Genomic DNA, 19,628 nt, shown 5'->3' with positions numbered 1-19,628 from the left:
GCCGCCCGGCACGCCTGGTGCGCGGTCGTGGAAGCCGGATCCCGAGCTGCCCGGGGGTGTCGGAGTTCTCCACCGCCGAGCTGGCGTTGGTGCTCAACTGCGGGCGGGTGGCGGCGTCGAAGCTGGCCCATCGGGCCTGGACGTTGCGGGAGTCCCTGCCCGCCACGTGGGCGGCGCTGGCCGCGGGGGTGCTGGACGAGTACCGGGCCCGGATCCTGGTCGAGGTCCTGGAGTACACCGACCCGGGGCTGGCGCGGCGGGTGGAGGCCCGGCTGCTGCCCGAGGCCGCGACCCTGACGGCGGGGAAGCTGAAGAAGCGCGCGCTGGAGCTGCTGCTCGAGTTGGACCCCGACGCGGGTGAGCGCCGCCGGGAGCAGGCGCAGCGCCACGCCGACGTCCGCCTCGAGCCCTCTCCCGAGGAGGGCATGGCGAGGCTGACCGCCGACCTGCCGGCCGAGGTGGCCGCGGCCTGCCACGCGGTCATCGACGCACTCGCGGCGATACTCAAGGCCGACGGCGACCCCCGCCCGATCGGGCAGCTGCGCACCCAGGTGGCCGCCGACCTGATCCTGCGCCCCTGGGACGACAGCCGCCCGCCGGTGACCGCGCACCTGCAGATCACCGCCACCCTCGCCTCGCTGGCCGGAGCCTCGACCGGGTGCGGTGCGGTCAACGGGCTGCCGATCACCGCCGCACACCTGCGCGACCTGCTCGCCCGGCTCGACGCCCTCGGCCTGCAGGCCCCCGACGGCGGATCGGTCACCGTGGCGGTCACCGACGACGACGGCACCCTGCGCGCCACCGGCACCCTCGACCAGCTGCGCCGGATCGCCGCCCGCGGCTGCCCCAATCACCCTGAGGCCGGCACCGGCAGCAACGGCACCGGCATGCACACCAGCAGCGACATCGAAACGGACAGCGGCACGGGCACCGACAGTGGCACCGACTGTGGCTGCCCGGTGCTCGACCGGCCCGGCCGGGTGAACCGCTACACCCCCTCCGCCGCCCAGCAGGCGTTCATACGCACCCGCGACCGCACCTGCCGCTTCCCCACCTGCGGCCAACGCGTCGGCTGGGCCGACACCGACCACGTCATCCCGCACGCCTCCGGCGGGACCACCGACTGCGCCAACCTGTGCTGCCTGTGCCGCTCCCACCACCGGCTGAAGACCTTCGCCCACGGCTGGCGCTTCACCATGACCCCCGACGGGACCCTCACCGTCACCACACCGTCGGGCATCACCCGCACCACCCGCCCACCCGGCATGCGACCACCACCGGCGGCACCCGACCCGCCACCCGAGGCGGCCGCGCCACCACCGACCGACCCGGACGACGACCCGCCGCCGTTCTGACTGAGACGCTGTCCCTGAAGGCGGCCCCAGAGTCACGTCCCGCCGCGAAGAACTCGTTCGGCAAGGCGCCGCCCATGCCACCGCCATGCGGAAATCGGCACGGTGCGAGCGCGCATCGATGGACACAGCTCCTCGGCCCCTGATCCATGGTGTATCCCCCGGCTGCGTCCCGAAGGCGAAGCGGTGTCCCTGACTGGGTCGCTCGGGACAAGAAGGCGGCATCTGGAGACGTGATGACCCACCCCGGGCCGAAGGACCGCTGTGCTCCCCGCGTGATGGCACCACCATGGTCCCCACCGCACGGGGGCGAGAAGGGATCAGCCATGACCGCCAGCACCGGACGCGCAGGCATGACGACCGGAAACGCCGCGACCGTCGTTGAGCTGTACGACGCCTTCGGCCAGGGCGACGTCCCAGCCTTCCTCGCGCGACTCGCCGACAACGTCGCCTGGGAGGACTGGCGGGACAACTGGGCCCAGCGGGCCGGCATCCCCACCATGACGCGACGCACCGGCCCGGCCGAGGTGGCCGACTTCTTCGCCATCGTAGGCACCTGGACGCTGCACGACTTCAGCGTGCTCGACGTCATCGGCGACGGGCGTCAGGTCGTCGCCGAGGTGCGAGTGGAGTTCACCCTGCCGAACGGCGGGCGCTTCGCGGACGAGGAGGTCCACCTGTGGACCTTTGACGAGTCCGGTCAGGTGATCCGTCTCCGGCACTACCTCGACACGGCCAAGCACATCGCGGCCAGCCACGGCGAGGACACGACAACGCGCCGATCGAGCCGCCGGGGGGCGCGAGGTCAGTAACCGCGCACCTGCGCGGACGCTTCCCCCATGGGCAGCCGGTGGGAGTGATGCTTGCACGGGCGGGTCACACCCTTGTGCGGCCGAACGAGGCTGTCCCTGAGTGGGCCGTTTGGGGACACCGGCCGGCTCGCCGCGAGGGCGGCTCAGGGACACGCCGCGGTCCTACGGATCAGCCGGGTTCCTCGAGGCGTTCAACGGTGACGAAGTGGCTCGCCCGCACCGACCGCTTCGCCGCCACCATGGCCACGATCAACCCCCCGGACCGATCGACTGGGGCGACCTGGCCGGTGGCGCAGGCTGCTTTGACCAGGGTCACCTCGGCCACGAACACCGGGCGATCACCGAGCTGACGCCGGCCCGGTACGTCGAGGTCCGGCGGCGATCTGTGCGCGAGCATCCCGGCCATGCGCTGGGCAGCCGGCCGCTGCCCGGCCCGTCGCTCTCTTGCAGGAGCGACAGCTGACGACCCGCTAACTTTGGCCGCCCTGCAGCAGAGGAGAGCCCCGTGGGCAACGTGGTCATGTACAGCTCGGTGTCGGTGGACGGCTTCATCGCGGACGAGAACGACCAGCCCGGACCGCTGTTCGACTGGCTCCTCAGCGGTGACGTGCCGTTGGACGAGAGCGGCGCGTTGAAGGTGTCGCAGGCGTCCTACGAACACACCCGCGCGTACTGGGACCAGATCGGGGTGACGATCTGCGGCCGCCACGTCTTCGACCTGACGGACGGCTGGCACGGGAAGCCTCCGAGCGGGATCGACCACGTGGTCGTCGTGACGCACCGTCCCCAGCCCGAGGGCTGGGACCCCGAGGCGCCGTTCCACTTCGTCGACGGCGTCGAGGCAGCCGTGGCCAAGGCGCAGGAGCTCGCGGGTGACCGCTTGATCGAGGTCGCCGCCGGCGAGGTCGGTGGTCAGGTGCTTGCCGCAGGTCTGGTCGACGAGGTGCGCATGGACGTCGTACCCGTCGTGTTCGGGTCCGGCAAGCGCTTCTTCGGGTCGGTCCACGCCCAGCACCTGTTGGAGGATCCTGACGTGGTGACCCAGGGCAACCGGGTGCTCCACCTGCGCTATCGGATGTGCCGCTGACCTGTCTGCGCGGGTACGCGGGGAGGTCATCGCCTGGCCATCGCACGGGACAGCTCCGGACCCCCGCTGTCCGGGCGGGCGGCCTCGGTCGCTCGGCTGTACGTCTCGGCGCTGCGGACCTCACTCGCCCTGACGGCCGGGTAGCCGCAGGGCGAGGACGAAGCACCCCACGAGGAGCGCGAGAGGAACCACCCCGAGCACGAGCTGGAGGTCTCGGGCGACCGCGCCCGTGACCGCGGCAACCAGCCAGACACCCCAGCCGACCATGCAGGCCCGACCCATCGCCTTCGCGGTCGACGTGCTCGCGGACGCGGCCAGCCTGTCCGCTGCCCGGATCGACAGCACGATCGCCAGGAGCCCGAGCGCTCCGGCTCCGATGTCGGCCCCGTCGCTGGGCTCGGCTGTCACCAGCGCGGAGCCGACGACGCCCCACAGCAGGAGTCCGAGGCCAGCGCAGATGGCCGTTCCCCGCTCCGCGTACGTCACAGGTGCGTTCCTAGTGCACCGGAGCCCGAAGCCGCCCTGATGTCGGTCCGCTGGGTGACGGGGTGATGCGGGCCAGCGCGCCTCCAGCGCCCTGGACGACCGTCCCTGAGTGGGCCGCTCGGGGACGGCCCACCACCGGGTGCACCAGCGGTGCCGCCCGTGCGCCAGGACCTGTCGGTCGGGTCGTGGCACGTCGTCGGGACCGGAGAGCCGACCCCTCCGACGGGGACACGCACCGCCGCCGGACGACCCGGGTCGTCCGGCACGACCGGACGGACGCCGTGGAGGCGTGGGAGCGCGCGGACGGTGACGAGCCGCTCGCCCTGACCCGACCTCACCGAGCCCTCCCGATCGTCGGGTCCGGCGGCCGCCGGGCGGTCAGCGGCCGGGGTAGGGCTGCGCCTTCAGCGCGTGAGCCAGGTGGGCGGCGTTCTCGGCCAGCGTCCTCGTGGTGGAGGCGACCGCCTCGGGAGTCTCGTCGAGGTCCAGGTGGTCGCGGCCGCCCATCGCCTCGTCGTTCCAGGATGACGGGCCACGCGTCGCCCTCCCCCGTGTCCACCTCCACGCCTGGCTTCACGTCGTGCTCGACGACCCGGACGACGTCGGAGGTGGAGCCGTGCTCCCCCAGCACGTCGAGGACCTGGCGGGCCAGGAGGTCGCTGGAGGACGGCGCGGGCGAGGGCTCGAGGCTGCACACGAGGGCGAGGGCACGGGGTGACACGGTCTCGGTCATGCGGGTGACCTGTCCCGTCGCAGGCAGGTGTCACATCAGGATCGTGCGCGACCGACCGCGGCGCAGAACCGGTCGTGCTCGGCGCGGGCCGCGGTCAGCGGCGCGAGCACCTCGTCGTCGGCCACCTCGGCCACCCGTGCGGTCAGTCGGCGCCGGGCGGTCCGGGCACGTCTTCGCGCGCCCGCGGCGACCAGTGGCCGGCAGAGCACCGCCAGCAGCACCCCGGCGAGCAGGCCGAGCACCAGCAGCAGCGTGGGCAGCGGGATCCCCTGCACCCGCGGCAGCGGGACGACGTCGTCGAGCTGCAGCAGCCCCAGCACGACCAGGCCGATCAGCCACAGCGCCCCGGCCAGGGCGACGAGCGCGAGCAGCCACTGCAGCCCGCCGACCCCGCGCTGCCACAGCGGCGTGCGGTCCGGGCCGAGGTCGGTGCCGGCGACGGCGCGGTCGAGCCGGTCGGGCAGCCGCTCGCCGGTGTCCTCGGCGGTACGCCGCAGCTCGTCGCGCCAGGCCGGGGGCAGCCCACGGCCGGCGTCGTCGCGGGCCCGGCGCAGCGCGGCGTCCATGCCGGCCCGCTGCACCGCCCCGGCCTGGGGCAGCGACGTCCGGGACCGCTCGTCGCCCAGGTGCAGCCGGCCCAGCGGGTCGGCCCGCAGCTTCCGCGTCCACCGCAGCAGCGGCCAGCCGGTGTGGGCGGTGCCGTTGCGCCGCGCCGACCGCTCGACGGCGGCCACCACCGCGGGCACTCCGGCCGCGTCGGCCAGCGCCCCGGCCAGCTCCTCGCGAGCGGCCTTCCCCGGTCCGCGGTCGCGACCGAGGTCGGGCGCGCAGTGGGTGGCCAGCGCCGTGGCCACGCCCCGGGCGTCGGCGGTGAGCCGGTCGGTGGCGGCCTTCCGCGCCCCGACCCGGCGGGCGAGCTCGGTGCGCAGCTCCGGCAGGCCGAGCCCGGTGCGGGCCGCGGTGGGCAGCACCGGCGTCCCGGCCAGGCCCTCCTCGTCGAGCAGGCGGCGCAGGTCGGCCAGGCACGCGACGGCCGCCGCCTCGTCGAGCCGGTCGACCTGGTTGAGCACCACCAGCAGCACGCCGGCGTGCCCGGCCAGCGGCGCCAGGTAGCGGGTGTGGACGGCGTCGTCGGCGTACTTCTGCGGGTCGAGCACCCACACCAGGACGTCGACGAGCTGCACCAGCCGGTCGACCTCCAGCCGGTTCTCCAGCCGCACGCTGTCGTGGTCGGGCAGGTCGAGCAGCACCAGCCCGTCGAGCGCCGGGTCGGGGTCGGTCACCCGGTGCCGCCGAGGCACCTCCAGCCAGTCGAGCAGCCGGTCGGCGCCGTGCTCTCCCCACACGGTCGCGTGGGCCACCCCGGTGGTCGGCCGCCGCACGCCCGGCGTGCTCACCTCCGCACCCGACAGCGCGTTGAACAGCGTCGACTTGCCGCTGCCGGTGGCCCCGGCCAGCGCGACGACGGTCGCGTCGCCCAGCGCCTCCCGCGCGCCCGCCTTCGCCAGCAGTGACCGCGCGGTGCCCACCTCCGGGACCTCCAGCCGCCCCTCGGCCACCCCGACCGCCTCGCGCAGCGCCGCCAGCCGGTCGGCCAGTGACAGCTCGCGCCCCCTCACGCGGCCACCCCCCGGGACGCGGCCAGCACGGCGACCGCGGCGCGCAGCCGGTCGGCCGCCGCCGGCGCGTCCGCCGCGGGAGCCAGCAGCTCGTCGAAGCGGTCCTGCTCGGAGCGCAGCAGCCGGTCGGCGCGGGCGTCGAGGTCGGCGCGGGCGCGGGCGGCCAGCGACCGCACCGCGGCGTCGCCGAACACCGCCTCGAGCACCCGCTGCCCGACCGCCGTCGTGCCACCGGCGATCGCCAGCTCCGCGCCCGACAGCCCCGCCGTCGACGCGAAGACGGCGACCATCACGACCGCACCGGCCCCGTTGACGCCCCACGACAGCACCCGCGCCCGCGAGCGCTTGCCCGCCCCCTCCTCCCGGACCAGGTCGAGCACGTAACCCTGCCAGTCGCGCACCTCCTCGGCGGCGGCCGGCGCGAGGTCCGGCGACGAGGTGGCCAGCGACTCCTCCCGCCCGGCCACGAGCGCCCCGCCGCCGGGCAGCGAGCGCCACGCGGTGACCGCGCGCTCGGCGGCGCGGTCGGCCTCGGCGCGCAGCAGCGTCTCGACGCCGGACTCCAGCGCCCCCGACAGGGAGTCGGCGGTCGTCGGCCGCCCGGTGAGCGCCGCGCCGAGCCGGTCCCGCAGCCGCCCCACCTGGTTCTGCAGCGAGCGCATCCACTCCCCGGTGCCGACGAAGTCCTGCCACCGCGCGAGCACCTCGCCGCGCAGCAGGCTGCCGTTGCCCACGCCCTCACCGACGGCGTCCCGGGCCCCGTCGTAGGCGGCGTCGGCGGCGTCGGCCAGCGCGTGTGCGGCCGCGGCCTGCTCGTCCACGCCGGCGGCCACGGCCGACACCCGCGCGTCGAGGCTCTCCAGCGCCCCGGCCAGGGTCTGCCGGACGACAGCGGCGCGCTGCTCCTGGTCGGCGGCCAGGCCGTGCAGCCAGTCGCGCAGCTGGGCGACCTGGCCCTCGGGCAGGAAGCCGTCGGTCAGGGGCCGCTCCTCGACGACGAACAGCCGCGCGCTGCCCAGCCCGCCGCGCTCCAGCATCGCGGCGAGGTCGGCGGCCACCTCGGTCACCGCCTCGGGCGGCGTGCGGTCGAGGACGACGGCGAGTGCGGTGCCGCGCTCCTGCGCGGTGCGCAGCAGGTCCCACGGCACCGCGTCGGCGTAGCGGGCCGCCGTCGTCACGAAGACCCACAGGTCGGCGGCCGACAGCAGCTGGCCGGCGAGGTCGCGGTTGGCCTCCACCACCGAGTCGACGTCGGGGGCGTCGACGAGCGCCAGCCCCGGCGGGAGCGCCTCGGTGACCACCAGCTGAAGACCGCCGGCGACGTCCCCCTGCCCGGTGGTGCGGGCCAGGTGCGGCAGCACGCGGTCACCGGAGAAGGCGGCACGGTCGGCCGGGGAGCACACCAGCACCGGCGCGCGGGTGGTCGGGCGGAGCACGCCGGGCACGGTGACCCGCGTGCCGAGCACGCTGTTGACCAGCGTGGACTTGCCCGCGCCGGTGGAGCCGCCGACCACGGCGAGGAGCGGGGCGTCGAGGTCGCGCAGCCGGGGCAGCAGGTAGTCGTCGACCTGGTCGACCACCGCCCGCGCGGTGCGGGCGGTGGTCTCGCGGCCGGGCGTGGCCAGGCCGAGCGGTGCATCCGCGACGGCGTCACGGAGCTCCTGCAGCGCGTCGGTCAGCGGAACGGGACCGGTCATGTCCGGTACCTAGCCCGGACGGCGCCCGGCTACCCCTCCGGGGCCGCCCTCGCGGAGTCCCTGCAGGTCAGGCCCACGGACGACGGGGACCGCCGACCCGGGGCAGACCGGGTCGTACCGGAACCCGTGATGCACGATCCGCTGGGGCACGATCAGGTGTCATCCGTCCGTGATGCGTGACACAGCGCATCCGCCGGGCCGTGCGCACGGAGGAAGTCGCAGGTCACGACGGCGTTTCGCCGGGACGCCCCATACGTTGCCGTCGTCGCGGCAGGACACGGGGGTCCCAGTGCGCACCACCACGAAGACCGTCTCCCCGGCGGAGCCGGTGAGGTCATCTCACCGGTCGGCTGCGACGTCACGACGGGGATCGCCGGTCAGGCGATCGTGGAGAGGATGCACATGAGCGGTTCGGTACGACTCCTGCAGGGACGACGTGGCCGTGCCACGGCCCTGATCGCGGCCGGCGGCCTGCTCGGCGGATCGGCGGTGATCGGGCTGCTGCCCGGCACGGCCGGTGCGTCGAGCCACCGCGAGGCGCCGCTGCTGCTCAACGACCCGGCGGTGGACAACACCGACGTGTACGCGTTCTCCAGCCCGGAGAACGAGGACAACGTCGTGCTGATCGCCAACTGGCAGCCCTTCGAGGAGCCCGACGGCGGCCCGAACTTCTACCCCTGGGCCGAGGACGCCGAGTACCTGGTCAACGTCGACAACGACGGTGACGCCATCGCGGACCTGGTCTACCGCTGGCGGTTCACCACCCAGGACCAGCGCGGCACGGACACGTTCCTCTACAACAACGGCCCGGTCACCTCGCTCGACGACGAGAACCTGCTGTTCCGCCAGTCGTTCATGCTCGACGTGAGCACCGACGGCGGGCACAGCTACGGGCACCCGGTCGCGGAGGGCCCGGTCGCCCCCTCCTATGTCGGGCCGGCGGGCATGGGCACGGCGGAGGACTACGTCGCCAACCTGCGCGACCCCGCCGTCACGGACGTCCACGGTGGCGGCCGCACGCTCGCGACCCAGACCGAGGACCCGTTCTTCCTCGACCTGCGGGTCTTCGACCTGCTCTACGGCGGGGACCTGTCCGAGACCGGCCAGGACACCCTTGCCGGGTACAACGTCAACAGCATCGTGCTCGAGGTGCCGAAGTCCGAGGTGGCCATCCACCACGACGCCGCGAACAACCCGGTCATCGGCGTGTGGAGCACCACCACCCGGCCCACGCTGCGCAACGCCGACGGCACCGCGGCCAGCGACGACTACACGCAGGTGTCCCGCCTGGGTCAGCCGCTGGTCAACGAGGTCGTCGTCCCCACGGGTCTCAAGGACGCCTTCAACGCCATCAGCCCCGACATGGACGCGGCGGCCGCCGACGGCGCCGTCGTCGACCGGGTGCTGCAGCCGGAGGTGCCCGCGCTGATCGAGGGGATCTACGGCGTCCCGGCGCCCGCGGGCCCGCGGTTCGACATCTTCGAGGTGTTCCTGACCGGCGTGGTCTCCAGCGGCGTCGTCGACGTCGACGGCGACCCGGCCACGCCCAACCCCATCGACGTCGACCTCAACTCGCAGGCGCTCAACGCGGGCGCGGACCCGGCGGCGTTCCAGCCCTCGGAGATGCTGCGGCTGAACATGGCCATCACCGGACCCACCGGCCTGGACATGCAGCCCCTCGAGGAGGCCAGCCGCCTCGGCGTCATCGGCGGCGACATCCAGGGGTTCCCGAACGGCCGCCGGCTCGCCGACGACGTCGTCGACATCGAGCTGCTCGCGCTCGAGGGCATCTACGACGTCTCGAACGTGCCGGCCGACCGGCAGGCCGCGTTCGACGCGCTGAAGGCCGGTGACGGGGTCGACGTCAACGACCGTGAGTTCAGCGAGGTCTTCCCCTACGTCGCGGCGCCGCACACGGACGCCGTCAACGTGACCGACAACGGCAACGGCAACGGCAGCGGCAACGGCAACGGCGCCGTGATGCCGGGGGGCACGGGCGGAGGGTCCGGCGGCGGCATGCTGATGCCGGCCGTCACCGGTGCCGCCGCGATGGTCCTGCTCGCCGCGGGCGGCCTGTCGCTGCTCCGGGACCGCCTGCCCGTCCGGGGACGCCGGGCCGCGCAGGCCTGACACCACCGGCCTGACACCGCTCCGCGGCCGTGGGGTGCGGCACCCGCCGCACCCCACGGCCGTCGGCCGCTCTCCGAGGAGGACCGACGTGACGCTGATGGACGCCGCCCTGCGCCGGGCACCCGGGTGCGGTCCGCTGCGGAGTACCCGACCGTGAGCCGGCGGAGGGCACTCGGCGCCGTCGTCGCCGGCCTGGTGCTGCTGCTCGTGGCCGGCGCGACGCTGAGCGCGGGGTGGCGCGACGACCGCCCGGCACCCGGCACTTCTGCGCCGGCGGCCGCCCCGGCCGATCCGCTGGCGCAGGCGATCAGCACCGCGCAGGACCGGCTGGCCGAGCTGCCGGGTGACTGGACGACGTGGGCGCAGCTCGGCGCGGCCTACGTCGAGCAGGCCCGGGTCACCGCCGACCCGTCGTACTACGGCCGGGCCGAGGGGGCGCTCCAGCAGTCGCTGGCGCTCCGCCCGGAGGGCAACGAGCCGGCCCTGACCGGGCTGGGCGCCCTGGCCAACGCCCGGCACGACTTCCGGGCCGCCGCCGACCTGGCCGGCCGGGCCCTGGACGTGAACCCCTTCAGTGCCGCCGCCCTCGGCGTGCTGGTCGACGCCCGGCACCAGCTCGGCGACCACGCCGGCGCCACCGAGGCGCTGGGCCGCATGCTCGAGCTCCAGCCGGGGGTCGCCTCGTTCACCCGGGCGTCCTACGACGCCGAGCTCCGCGGGGACGACCCCGCTGCGGTGACCGCGCTGGAGCAGGCTCTGGACCTCGCGGCGACGCCGTCGGACGAGGCGTTCTGCCGCACGCAGCTCGGCGCTCTCGCCTTCTCGACGGGGGACCTGGCCGAGGCCGAGCGCCAGTTCACCGCCGGCCTGGCCGTGCGGCCCGGCGACGCCGGGCTCCTGCTCGGCCAGAGCCGGGTGCTCGCCGCCCGCGGGGACGAGGGAGCCGCGGTGGAGACCTACCGGTCGCTGGTCGCGGCCCGCCCCCTGCCCGAGCACCTCGTCGAGTACGGCGAGTACCTGCTCTCCCTGGGGCGCGAGGCCGAGGCACGGGAGCAGTTCGCGGTGGTGGGGACGATCCGCGCGCTGTTCGCCGACAGCGGGGTCCGCGACGACCTCGGCGTCGCGCTGTTCGAGGCCGACCACGGCGACCCGGCGGCGGCGGTCGCCGCGGCCGAGGCCGAGTTCGCCGGCCGGCAGAACCCCGACGCGCACGACGCCCTGGCGTGGGCGCTGCACAGCGCCGGCCGGGACGCGGAGGCGCTCGTACACGCGCAGGCGGCGACCGCGCTCGGCGGCGCGCCCGCGCTCTTCCTGTACCACCGCGGGGTCATCGAGGCGGCACTCGGCCAGACCGACCGGGCCCGCGCCACCCTGACCGGGGTCCTCGACACCCAGCCCACCTTCTCGGCGTGGCACGCGCCCCGTGCGCAGGCGCTGCTCGACTCCCTCGGCGGCCCCCTGTGACCGCGGGCCGGCGGCTGGCGGCGGCCCTGCTCGTCGCGTGCGGTCTGACGCTCCTGCCCGCGGGGAGCGCCTCGGCGCACCCGCTGGGCAACTTCAGCGTCAACCACCACGACACCCTGGCGCTGCGGCCCGACGGGGTGTCGCTGACGGCCGTCGTCGACCGGGCCGAGGTCCCCACGGCGCAGCTCCTGCCGCGGCTCACCGACGGCGAGGTGCCGACCGGCGAGGAGCTGGACCGGGCCGCCGTCGGCGAGTGCGCCGCCCTCGCGCAGGCCGTGACCGTGTCGGTGGACGGTGAGCGGCTGAGCTGGACACCCGGGGGCGCGGCCCTCGAGGTGGTGCCCGGCGCCGCCGGGCTGCCGACCCTGCGCGCGACCTGCGAGCTGCGGGCCGATGCCCGGCTCGACCGGGCCGCGACGGTCGCCTTCCGGAACGACCACCTGCCCGGCCAGGTGGGCTGGCGGGAGATCACCGCGGACGGCGACGGCGTCCGGCTGCTCGACCCACCGGTGCCGGTCGACAGCATCAGCGACGAGCTGCGCAGCTACCCGGAGGACCTGCTGTCCTCGCCGCTGGACGTCCGCGGGTTCGAGGTGGCCACCGAGCCCGGCGAGAACTCCGGCGGGGCGGCGCCGGCCACGGGGTCCGGCGACCCCTTCGGCAGCGCGATGGCCGCGCTCGACCGGCACCTGCAGGCGCTGGTGGGCGACCGCGGACTGACCCCGCTGGTGGGTGCGGGCGCGCTGCTCCTGGCCGTGCTGCTCGGCTCCGGCCACGCGCTGCTGCCCGGTCACGGCAAGACGATGATGGCCGCCTACCTGGCCGGCCGCCGCGGGCGGCCGCGGGACGCGCTGACCGTGGGCGCCACCGTGACCGTCACCCACACCGCCGGTGTCCTGCTGCTGGGACTGGCGGTGTCGCTCTCCAGCACGCTGGCCGGGGACCAGGTGCTGCGCTGGCTCGGGGTGGTCAGCGGCGTGCTCGTGGCGGTGATCGGCGCCGTGATGGTGCGCGGGGCGCTGCGCACCCGGCGCACGGACGCGCTCGCCGCACACCTGCCGGAACCGGCACGGGCGGCCGGTGTCCCCGCGCTCGCGGGCGCCGGGACCGGCACCGCGGCCCCCGCCCACCACGACCACGACCACCACGACCACCACGGCCACGACCACGGCCACGACCACCACGGCCACGACCACCACGGCCCAGGTCACGGGCACGCGCACGGCCCCGGGCACGCGCACGGCCCCGGGCACGCGCACGGCCCCGGCCACCACCACGGACCCGGCCGCGGTGGGCTGCTCGGCATGGGCATCGCGGGCGGACTCGTCCCCAGTCCCTCGGCGCTGATCGTGCTGCTGGCGTCCGTCGCGCTGGGCCGCACGGTCTTCGGCGTCGTCCTCGTGTTCGCCTACGGCCTGGGCATGGCGGGCACCCTGACCGCGGTCGGGCTCACCCTCGTGCGGGTCCGCGACCGGTTCGCCCGGCGCCTGGCCGACCCGGCGCTGGGCCGGTGGGCGCGGCGGATCACCCGGACCGTGCCGGTGCTCACCGCGGCACTCGTCCTCCTGGTGGGACTCGCGCTCGTGGTCCGCGGGACCGTCGGCGTCGCGTAGCGATCAGGCGGCGACCGGCTCCCGGGAGGAACGACGGCGCAGGACGACCGCACCCACCGCGCCGGCGAGGACGAGGGCGACTAGGATGCCCGTCCCGTTGCCGTCGGCCGGCATCTGCGTGGCGGGCGGACAGGCGGTGCCGCCCTTGCGCGCGGCCACGTTGGTCCGGCCCAGGTGCCACATCGGCCCGCCGCCGGAGGTCACCGTCACGGAGAACACCCCGTGGCGGACGCCCGGCTGGAAGGTGGTCGGCTGCGCGCCGTCGTAGCGCGGCGGGGTGACCTGGTTGGCCGGCCCCTCGGGGATCTCGACCCGGGCGCCGGTGCGGTTGTCGTAGCCGAACACGGCGGTCCAGGAGCCGTCGCTGTGGGTGATCGTGCAGTCCAGCAGCGGGACGACGTCCGGCGGCGCCGAGCGATTCGCCCCCGGCGCCGCGCCGGCGGCCGTGGGCGCGAGGGCGAGCAGGAGCGCCAGCACGACGACGGCGGCGGCGCGCGCCGCGCGCGACCTCCGGGGTGCCCTGCCGGGTCCGCTCATGGCGTTGGGTGTCCTGTCCTGTCGACGGCGCGGGAGGTGGTGCACCTCCCCCATCGGCCGGCTCGGGCGCGGGCGCGAGCCGAACCCGACGGACACCACCCGGGCGGGTGACCCGCAGGCCGGGTCACCCGGACCGCAGGACGGCCTCCAGGAACTCCTCCACCCGCGCGCGCAGCTCCGCGACCCGCTCCTCCCCCACCGCGACCGGGTCGCGGTCCTGCAGCCACGGCGGGATCTCGGTCCGGGTGCGGGCGGCACAACCGAGGTCGGCACAGACGTAGGTGCCGACCGTGTTCCCGTTGCGCCCGGCCTCCCCGGCGCGGCGGGCGGTAAACAGCGAGACCGCGTCCCCCGACTGCGTGGACCGGCAGAGCAGGCACATGACGCTGCGGCGGGCCGACATGCGCGACTCCGCCGCCCGCAGGGCGATGCCGACCGGCCGGCCCTCGCGCTGGACGACGAGGTAGCCGCGCAGCGGCGCCTTCGGGTCACGCCAGCCGAGCAGCTCGAGCCCGTCCCAGGGCAGGTCGGCCAGGTCGCGCGGGAGGGTGGCGGCGTTCGCCTCGCCCTTCGAGCAGTTCACGAAGGAGCGCCGCACCTGCTGCTCGGTCATCGGTTCCACGAGGCGCCATCCTGCGTTCCGGCACCGTGGCGTCTCAACCGGTTATCCGGGTCCGGCCACCCAGGCCACCGCCTCCTCCACGGTGGTCACGACGTCGACCCCCTCGGGCAGCGGCGGGCGGCGGACCAGCACCACCGGCAGCCCCAGCCGCCGGGCCGCCACGAGCTTGGCCTCGGTCATGTGCCCGCCGGAGTCCTTGGTGACGACGACGTCGACGCGGTGCCCGCGCATCAGCTCGACCTCCTCGTCGACGGTGAACGGCCCGCGCGCGAGCAGCAGCACCGCACCGTCCGGCAGCGGGTCGTCGGGCGGGTCGACCGCGCGCACCAGCACCCGCCCGGGCAGCGCGGCGAACGCGCCCACGCCCTGCCGGCCGGTGGTGACGAACACCGTGCCGGCGCCGCGCACCGCCCCGGCCGCGGCGGCCAGCGAGTCCACGTACCGCCAGTCGTCGCCCGGGCCGGGGGTCCACCCCGGGCGCTGCAGGCGCAGCAGCGGGGTGCCGTGTCGGGCCGCCGCGGCCGCGGCGGAGGCGGTGATGCGGGCGGCGAAGGGGTGGGTGGCGTCGACGACGGCGCGCGGCCGGTGCGTGGCCAGCCAGGCGGCGAGCCCGTCGGCGCCGCCGAAGCCGCCCACCCGCACCCGGCCCTCGGGCAGCAGCGGGTCGGCCACCCGCCCGGCCAGGCTGGACAGGACGTCGACGCCTCCGTCGGCCAGCGCCGCGGCCAACCGCCGCGCCTCACCGGTGCCGCCGAGCACGAGCACCTGCCCGGTCATGCCGGCCGGCCGGGGATCATGGGCCCGTGAGCAGGGACGGCGCCCCCGGGCTGCGGCACGGCTGGACCACCGGCGCGTGCGCGACGGCGGCCACCACCGCGGCCTACACCGCGCTGCTCACCGGCGAGTTCCCCGACCCGGTGACCATCGACCTGCCCAACGACCGGCACCCCTCGTTCGCGCTCGCGAAGGAGTCGCTCGAGCCCGGCGCGGCGACGGTCGGCGTCGTCAAGGACGCCGGCGACGACCCCGACGTCACCCACGGCGCGCTGGTCAGCGTGCGGGTGACGCTCGGAGAGCCGGGCAGCGGCGTGGTCTTCCGCGCCGGCGAGGGCGTGGGCACGGTGACCAAGCCGGGCCTGCCCCTGGCGGTCGGCGAGCCGGCGATCAACCCGATGCCGCGGCGGTTCATCGCTGCGCACGTGGCCATGGTGGCGCACCGGTACGGCGGCAGCGGCGACGTCGTCGTCGAGGTCTCGATCGAGGACGGCGCGGAGCTGGCCCGGAAGACGTGGAACCCGCGGCTGGGCATCCTCGGCGGGCTGTCGGTGCTCGGGACGACGGGTGTCGTCGTGCCCTACTCGTGCTCGTCGTGGATCGACTCGATCCGCCGCGGCATCGACGTCGCCCGCGCCGCCGGCCGGGAGCACGTGGCCGGGTGCACCGGCTCGACCAGCGAGCGGACGGTGCAGGAGCTGTACGGCCTGCCCGAGGACGCGCTGCTGGACATGGGCGACTTCGCCGGCGCGGTGCTCAAGTACCTGCGCCGCCACCCCGTGCCGCGGCTCACCGTCGCCGGCGGCATCGGCAAGCTGGCCAAGCTCGCCGACGGCCACCTCGACCTGCACTCGGGCCGCTCGCAGGTGTCGTTCGCGTCGCTGGCCGACCGGGTGGCCGGCGCCGGCGCGTCGCCGGACCTGGTCGCGGGCGTGCGCGGCGCGAACACCGCGCTCGACGCGCTGCGGCAGTGCCAGGCGGCCGGGCTGCCGCTGGGCGACCTGGTGGCCGCGGGCGCCCGGGAGACCGCGCTCGGCGTGCTCCGCGGCGCCCCGGTCGCGGTCGACGTCGTGGTCATCGACCGCGCGGGGACGGTCGTGGGTCAGGCCTGACGGCACCTCCCTGTCGAGTAGAGGTGGCTGTCGGGGAACTGCTCCGCGGTCAGCACCGGGCCCACGACGACGACCGCCGTCCGCCGCACGCCCGCCGCCTCGACCTGGCCGGCGATGTCGGCGAGCGTGCCGCGCAGCACCAGCTCGTCGTCGCGGCTGGCCCGGGCGACGACGGCGACCGGGCCGTCGTCGCCGTAGTGCTCGGCCAGCTGCGGCGCGAGCTCGGCGATGCGCTGGACGGCCAGGTGCAGGACGAGCGTGGCGCCGGTGGCGGCGTAGGCGGCCAGCTCCTCCCCCGGCGGCATCGGTGTCGACCGGGCGCTGGTCCGCGTCAGCACGACCGTCTGGCCCACCCCGGGCACGGTCAGCTCGCGCTTGAGCGACGCGGCCGCGGCCGCGAACGCGGGCACCCCCGGGACGACGTCGTAGGGCACGCCGGCCGCGTCGAGGCGGCGCATCTGCTCGGCCATCGCGCTGTAGACCGACGGGTCGCCGGAGTGCAGCCGGGCGACGTCGAGGCCGGCCTCGTGCGCCGCGACGAGCTCGGCGGTGATCTGGTCGAGGTCGAGGTCGGCGGTGTCGACCAGGCGGGCGCCGGGCGGGGCGGTGTCGAGCAGCTCGCGGGGCACCAGCGCGCCGGCGTAGAGGCAGACGGGGGCGGACGCGATGAGCCGCGCCGCCCGCAGCGTGACGAGGTCGGCCGCACCCGGCCCGGCCCCGATGAAGTGGACCGTCACGAACGAGCCCTCTCAGCGCTGATGGCTGCTCACCACCGGGTCACCGACCAGATCGTCACGGGCATCGCGGGCTTCCAGCCGGTGAACGACCCCACCGGCTCGGCGCGCTGCACCTCCACCCGCACCAGGTCCCCGCCCACCCGCGCGTGCCACTGGGCGAGCACCGCCTCGCTCTCGACCGTCACCGCGTTGGCCACCAGGCGGCCGCCCGGCGGGAGCGCGTCCCAGCAGGTGTCGACCAGCAGCGGCGTGGTCAGCCCGCCGCCGATGAACACCGCGTCGGGTGCGCCGAGGCGGGGGAGCACGTCCGGCGCGTGCCCGTGCACCACCCGCAGGTAGGGCACCCCGAGCCGGGCCGCGTTGCGGGCGATGCGCTCGGCGCGCTCGGCGGAGGCCTCGATGGCGACGGCGCGGCAGGTCGGGTGAGCGCGCATCCACTCGATGCCGATCGACCCCGAGCCCGCGCCGACGTCCCACAGCCGCTGGCCGGGCACCGCCGCGAGCCGGGACAGCGTCACCGCACGGACCTCCGACCGGGTCAGCTGCCCGTCGGACTCGTAGGCGCCGTCGGGCAGGCCGGGCGTCGTGGGCAGCGGCACGGTGCCGCGGTCGGCCCGGCACTCGACGGCCGTGACCACCAGCGCCGGGGCCGGCTGCGACCAGGTGGCCGCGGTGCCGGTGCGCACCTCCTCGTCGGGGCCGCCCAGCCCGCCGAGCACGGTGACCAGGCTCTGCCCGTAGCCGCGGCCGGCCAGCAGCGCGGCCACCTGCGCCGGGGTGCCGCCGTCGGACCCCAGCACCAGCAGCCGCCGGCCGGGCTGCACGTGCGGGTGCAGCAGCTCGATCGGGCGGCCGACCAGCGTGACCACCTCGGTCTCCTCCACCGCCCAGCCCAGCCGGGCACAGGCCAGCGACACCGACGACGGCGCCGGCAGCACCCGCACCCGGTCGGCGCCGAGCAGCCGCGTGAGCGTGGTGCCGATGCCCGACAGCATCGGGTCACCGCTGGCCAGGACCACGACCGCGCGGCCGGCGTGCGCCTCGACCACCCCGGGCAGCGCCTCGGTGAGCGGCGAGGGCCAGGGCACCCGCCGGGCGGGCACCTCCGGCGGCACGAGGTCCAGCTGGCGGGCGCTGCCGAGGAGCACCTCGGCGCGCTCCACCTCCGCCCGCGACGTCGGCGCCAGCCCCGCCCAGCCGTCGGCGCCGATGCCGACGACGACGACCGGGGTCACCGGCGCCTCCCCGAGGGGCTGCACGGCGACGCTCACGCGGGCAGCTCCCCACCCGGACCGGCGGCCTCGGCCAGCAGCCGCTCGCGCTCCTCCTGCGGCAGCCGGTCGACGTAGACGACGCCGTCGAGGTGGTCGACCTCGTGCTGCAGGCACCGCGCGGCCATGCCGGTGGCCTCGATCGACACCGGCCTGCCCTTCACGTCCACGCCGTCCACCCGGGCCCGGAAGGCGCGGGGCAGCTCGGCGTAGGGGCCGGGCACCGACAGGCAGCCCTCCTCGGTGACCTCCTCGGCCGGCTCGTCCCCGGCCGGCTCCACGAGGGTCAGCGACGGGTTGACGACGTAGCCGACGACGTCCTCGCCGTCGGCGTCGGGGCAGTCGATGACGAACACCCGCGCGTCGACGCCGATCTGGTTGGCCGCCAGCCCCACGCCGTCGGCCTCGCGCATCGAGGCGAACATGTCGAGCACGAGCCGCCGCAGCCTCTCGTCGAACTCGGTCACGGGCGCGGTCGGGCGGTGCAGGACCTCGTTGCTGCCGTAGGTGACGATCGGCCGGGCGACGCCGTCGTAACGGCCGGGCAGGCGCATGCGGCGATCCTAGGAACCGCCCTGGGCAGGATGGTCGCCGTGCCGTCCCGGAGCGACCTCCCCACCGCGCTCGGCCTCGCGCTGGGCGCCGCGGCCGACCTGCTGCTCGCCGACCCCGCGCGCCGGCACCCGGTCGCCGGCTTCGGCACGCTCGCCGCGGCACTGGAGCGCCGGGTCTGGCGGGACTCCCGCGCGGCCGGCGCCGGGTACGCCGCGGTGCTGGTCGGCGCCGCCGCGGGCCTGGGGACGGCGGCGGACCGGGCAACCCGCGAGCACCCGGCGGCGCGGACGGCCGCGGTCGCCGTCGCCACGTGGACGGTGCTCGGGGGCACGTCGCTCGGCCGGGCGGCCGCGGCGATGGCCGCCGCGCTGGAGGCCGGCGACCTGCCCACCGCCCGGGCGCTGCTGCCCACGCTCGCCGGGCGCGACCCGAGCACCCTCGACGCCGCGGAGCTGGCCCGCGCCACGGTCGAGTCGGTCGCGGAGAACACCTCCGACGCCGCCGTCGCCCCGCTGGTGTGGGGTGCGCTCGCGGGCCTGCCCGGGCTGCTCGGCTATCGCGCCGTGAACACCCTCGACGCGATGGTGGGCCACCGCTCGCCGCGGTACGCCCGGTTCGGCTGGGCCGCCGCGCGCACCGACGACGTCGCCAACTGGCTGCCCGCCCGGCTCACCGCGGCGCTCACCGTCGCCGTCGCCCCGGTGGCCGGCGGCTCGCCGCGCGACGCCCTGCGGGTGTGGCGGCGCGACGGGGCCGCCCACCCCAGCCCCAACGCCGGCCGCTGCGAGGCCGCGGCGGCCGGCGCGCTGGGGCTGCGGCTGGGCGGCCGCAACGTCTACGGCAGCCGGGTGGAGGACCGGCCGGTGCTCGGCGACGGCCGGGCGCCGGCCAGCAGCGACGTCGTGCGGTCGGTGCGCCTCTCGCGCGCGGTGTGGCTGGCCGCCGCGGCGCTGGCCGCCGCGGCCCGCCTCACCGCACGGAGCCGGCCGGCCGCGCGGGGCTGACCGGCCCGCGGGCCGCGCCGGTG

General features: G+C 76.2%; 19 protein-coding genes. 8 read left to right on the top strand and 11 right to left on the bottom strand.

Annotated elements, in window-relative coordinates; genetic code table 11:
• Positions 1–56 precede the first annotated feature (56 nt).
• Both BM165_RS07820 and BM165_RS07815 read left to right on the top strand, forming a co-directional pair.
• Positions 57–1,355, top strand: a complete 1,299-nt coding sequence (locus BM165_RS07820; protein ID WP_244274119.1) for an HNH endonuclease signature motif containing protein — start codon at positions 57–59, stop codon at positions 1,353–1,355.
• 323 nt (positions 1,356–1,678) lie between these two features.
• Positions 1,679–2,164, top strand: coding sequence for a nuclear transport factor 2 family protein (locus BM165_RS07815; protein WP_177225145.1), 486 nt, complete (start codon positions 1,679–1,681; stop codon positions 2,162–2,164).
• 169 nt (positions 2,165–2,333) lie between these two features.
• On the opposite strand, the gene BM165_RS24705 is transcribed toward BM165_RS07815, so the two are convergent.
• Positions 2,334–2,570 (bottom strand): hypothetical protein, encoded by a 237-nt coding sequence (locus BM165_RS24705; RefSeq protein WP_177225144.1) that lies wholly within the window; start codon positions 2,568–2,570, stop codon positions 2,334–2,336.
• A 99-nt stretch (positions 2,571–2,669) separates the two neighbouring features.
• Between BM165_RS24705 and BM165_RS07805 the strand changes: the two genes are divergently transcribed.
• Positions 2,670–3,251, top strand: coding sequence for a dihydrofolate reductase family protein (locus BM165_RS07805; RefSeq protein ID WP_075012933.1), 582 nt, complete (start codon positions 2,670–2,672; stop codon positions 3,249–3,251).
• Between the two features lie 120 nt (positions 3,252–3,371).
• Here BM165_RS07805 and BM165_RS07800 read toward each other — a convergent pair whose 3' ends face one another.
• From BM165_RS07800 to BM165_RS07790, 4 genes are all read right to left on the bottom strand, one after another.
• Complete coding sequence (locus BM165_RS07800) at positions 3,372–3,737, bottom strand: hypothetical protein (protein ID WP_075012932.1); 366 nt, start codon at positions 3,735–3,737, stop codon at positions 3,372–3,374.
• Positions 3,738–4,115: 378 nt separating this feature from the next.
• Complete coding sequence (locus BM165_RS26025) at positions 4,116–4,244, bottom strand: hypothetical protein (RefSeq protein WP_280140691.1); 129 nt, start codon at positions 4,242–4,244, stop codon at positions 4,116–4,118.
• 261 nt (positions 4,245–4,505) lie between these two features.
• Positions 4,506–6,089: a YfjP family GTPase gene (locus BM165_RS07795; protein WP_075012931.1), complete on the bottom strand. Its 1,584-nt coding sequence runs from the start codon at positions 6,087–6,089 to the stop codon at positions 4,506–4,508.
• A complete protein-coding gene (locus tag BM165_RS07790; RefSeq protein WP_075012930.1) occupies positions 6,086–7,786 on the bottom strand; it encodes a GTPase family protein in 1,701 nt (566 codons plus the stop codon). The genes BM165_RS07795 and BM165_RS07790 overlap by 4 nt, the downstream gene beginning before the upstream one ends.
• Positions 7,787–8,188: 402 nt before the next feature.
• Between BM165_RS07790 and BM165_RS07785 the strand changes: the two genes are divergently transcribed.
• From BM165_RS07785 to BM165_RS07775, 3 genes are all read left to right on the top strand, one after another.
• Positions 8,189–9,916, top strand: coding sequence for a DUF4331 domain-containing protein (locus tag BM165_RS07785; protein WP_143108076.1), 1,728 nt, complete (start codon positions 8,189–8,191; stop codon positions 9,914–9,916).
• Positions 9,917–10,069: 153 nt separating this feature from the next.
• On the top strand, positions 10,070–11,380 hold the full coding sequence (locus tag BM165_RS07780; protein WP_177225143.1) for a tetratricopeptide repeat protein: 1,311 nt from the start codon (positions 10,070–10,072) through the stop codon (positions 11,378–11,380).
• Complete coding sequence (locus BM165_RS07775; protein WP_208976679.1) at positions 11,377–12,993, top strand: nickel/cobalt transporter; 1,617 nt, start codon at positions 11,377–11,379, stop codon at positions 12,991–12,993. The genes BM165_RS07780 and BM165_RS07775 overlap by 4 nt, the downstream gene beginning before the upstream one ends.
• A 3-nt stretch (positions 12,994–12,996) precedes the next feature.
• Here BM165_RS07775 and BM165_RS07770 read toward each other — a convergent pair whose 3' ends face one another.
• From BM165_RS07770 to BM165_RS07760, 3 genes are all read right to left on the bottom strand, one after another.
• Entirely contained in the window at positions 12,997–13,530 is a 534-nt protein-coding gene (locus BM165_RS07770; protein ID WP_075012927.1) for a hypothetical protein, read from the bottom strand.
• Positions 13,531–13,654: 124 nt separating this feature from the next.
• Positions 13,655–14,143, bottom strand: a complete 489-nt coding sequence (locus BM165_RS07765) for an FBP domain-containing protein (protein WP_244274133.1) — start codon at positions 14,141–14,143, stop codon at positions 13,655–13,657.
• Between the two features lie 51 nt (positions 14,144–14,194).
• Positions 14,195–14,929 (bottom strand): cobalt-precorrin-6A reductase, encoded by a 735-nt coding sequence (locus tag BM165_RS07760; RefSeq protein ID WP_075012925.1) that lies wholly within the window; start codon positions 14,927–14,929, stop codon positions 14,195–14,197.
• 26 nt (positions 14,930–14,955) lie between these two features.
• On the opposite strand from BM165_RS07760, the gene BM165_RS07755 reads away from it, so the two are divergent.
• A complete protein-coding gene (locus tag BM165_RS07755; protein WP_075012924.1) occupies positions 14,956–16,038 on the top strand; it encodes a cobalt-precorrin-5B (C(1))-methyltransferase in 1,083 nt (360 codons plus the stop codon).
• Here the strand turns inward: BM165_RS07755 and cobM are convergent.
• From cobM to def, 3 genes are read right to left on the bottom strand one after another with little or no spacing between them, the layout of a single operon-like run.
• Complete coding sequence (gene cobM / locus BM165_RS07750) at positions 16,029–16,775, bottom strand: precorrin-4 C(11)-methyltransferase (RefSeq protein ID WP_075012923.1); 747 nt, start codon at positions 16,773–16,775, stop codon at positions 16,029–16,031. The two genes, BM165_RS07755 and cobM, sit on opposite strands and share 10 nt — an antisense overlap.
• 29 nt (positions 16,776–16,804) lie before the next feature.
• The gene (gene cbiE / locus BM165_RS07745; protein WP_075012922.1) at positions 16,805–18,046 is read right to left on the bottom strand and encodes a precorrin-6y C5,15-methyltransferase (decarboxylating) subunit CbiE; all 1,242 of its coding nucleotides are present in this window, start codon (positions 18,044–18,046) and stop codon (positions 16,805–16,807) included.
• Positions 18,043–18,600: a peptide deformylase gene (def, locus tag BM165_RS07740; protein ID WP_075012921.1), complete on the bottom strand. Its 558-nt coding sequence runs from the start codon at positions 18,598–18,600 to the stop codon at positions 18,043–18,045. Before def ends, cbiE begins: the two co-directional genes overlap by 4 nt.
• 30 nt (positions 18,601–18,630) lie before the next feature.
• Between def and BM165_RS07735 the strand changes: the two genes are divergently transcribed.
• A complete protein-coding gene (locus BM165_RS07735) occupies positions 18,631–19,605 on the top strand; it encodes a cobalamin biosynthesis protein (RefSeq protein WP_075012920.1) in 975 nt (324 codons plus the stop codon).
• The last annotated feature ends 23 nt before the right edge of the window (positions 19,606–19,628 follow it).

Origin of the sequence: Geodermatophilus obscurus (genome assembly GCF_900115395.1) — a bacterium.
Taxonomy (GTDB): Bacteria; Actinomycetota; Actinomycetes; order Mycobacteriales; family Geodermatophilaceae; genus Geodermatophilus; species Geodermatophilus obscurus_B.
This window is presented reverse-complemented; position numbering and strand designations above follow the sequence as displayed.

Excerpts from the sequence above, each read along its gene's own strand:
- BM165_RS07815 (WP_177225145.1), top strand. The coding sequence starts at position 1,679 with ATGACCGCCAGCACCGGACGCGCAGGCATGACGACCGGAAACGCCGCG.
- BM165_RS24705 (WP_177225144.1), bottom strand. The coding sequence starts at position 2,570 with ATGGCCGGGATGCTCGCGCACAGATCGCCGCCGGACCTCGACGTACCG.
- BM165_RS26025 (WP_280140691.1), bottom strand. The coding sequence starts at position 4,244 with ATGGGCGGCCGCGACCACCTGGACCTCGACGAGACTCCCGAGGCGGTC.
- BM165_RS07790 (WP_075012930.1), bottom strand. The coding sequence starts at position 7,786 with ATGACCGGTCCCGTTCCGCTGACCGACGCGCTGCAGGAGCTCCGTGAC.
- BM165_RS07785 (WP_143108076.1), top strand. The coding sequence starts at position 8,189 with ATGAGCGGTTCGGTACGACTCCTGCAGGGACGACGTGGCCGTGCCACG.
- BM165_RS07770 (WP_075012927.1), bottom strand. The coding sequence starts at position 13,530 with ATGAGCGGACCCGGCAGGGCACCCCGGAGGTCGCGCGCGGCGCGCGCC.
- BM165_RS07765 (WP_244274133.1), bottom strand. The coding sequence starts at position 14,143 with ATGACCGAGCAGCAGGTGCGGCGCTCCTTCGTGAACTGCTCGAAGGGC.
- BM165_RS07760 (WP_075012925.1), bottom strand. The coding sequence starts at position 14,929 with ATGACCGGGCAGGTGCTCGTGCTCGGCGGCACCGGTGAGGCGCGGCGG.
- def (WP_075012921.1), bottom strand. The coding sequence starts at position 18,600 with ATGCGCCTGCCCGGCCGTTACGACGGCGTCGCCCGGCCGATCGTCACC.
- BM165_RS07735 (WP_075012920.1), top strand. The coding sequence starts at position 18,631 with ATGGTCGCCGTGCCGTCCCGGAGCGACCTCCCCACCGCGCTCGGCCTC.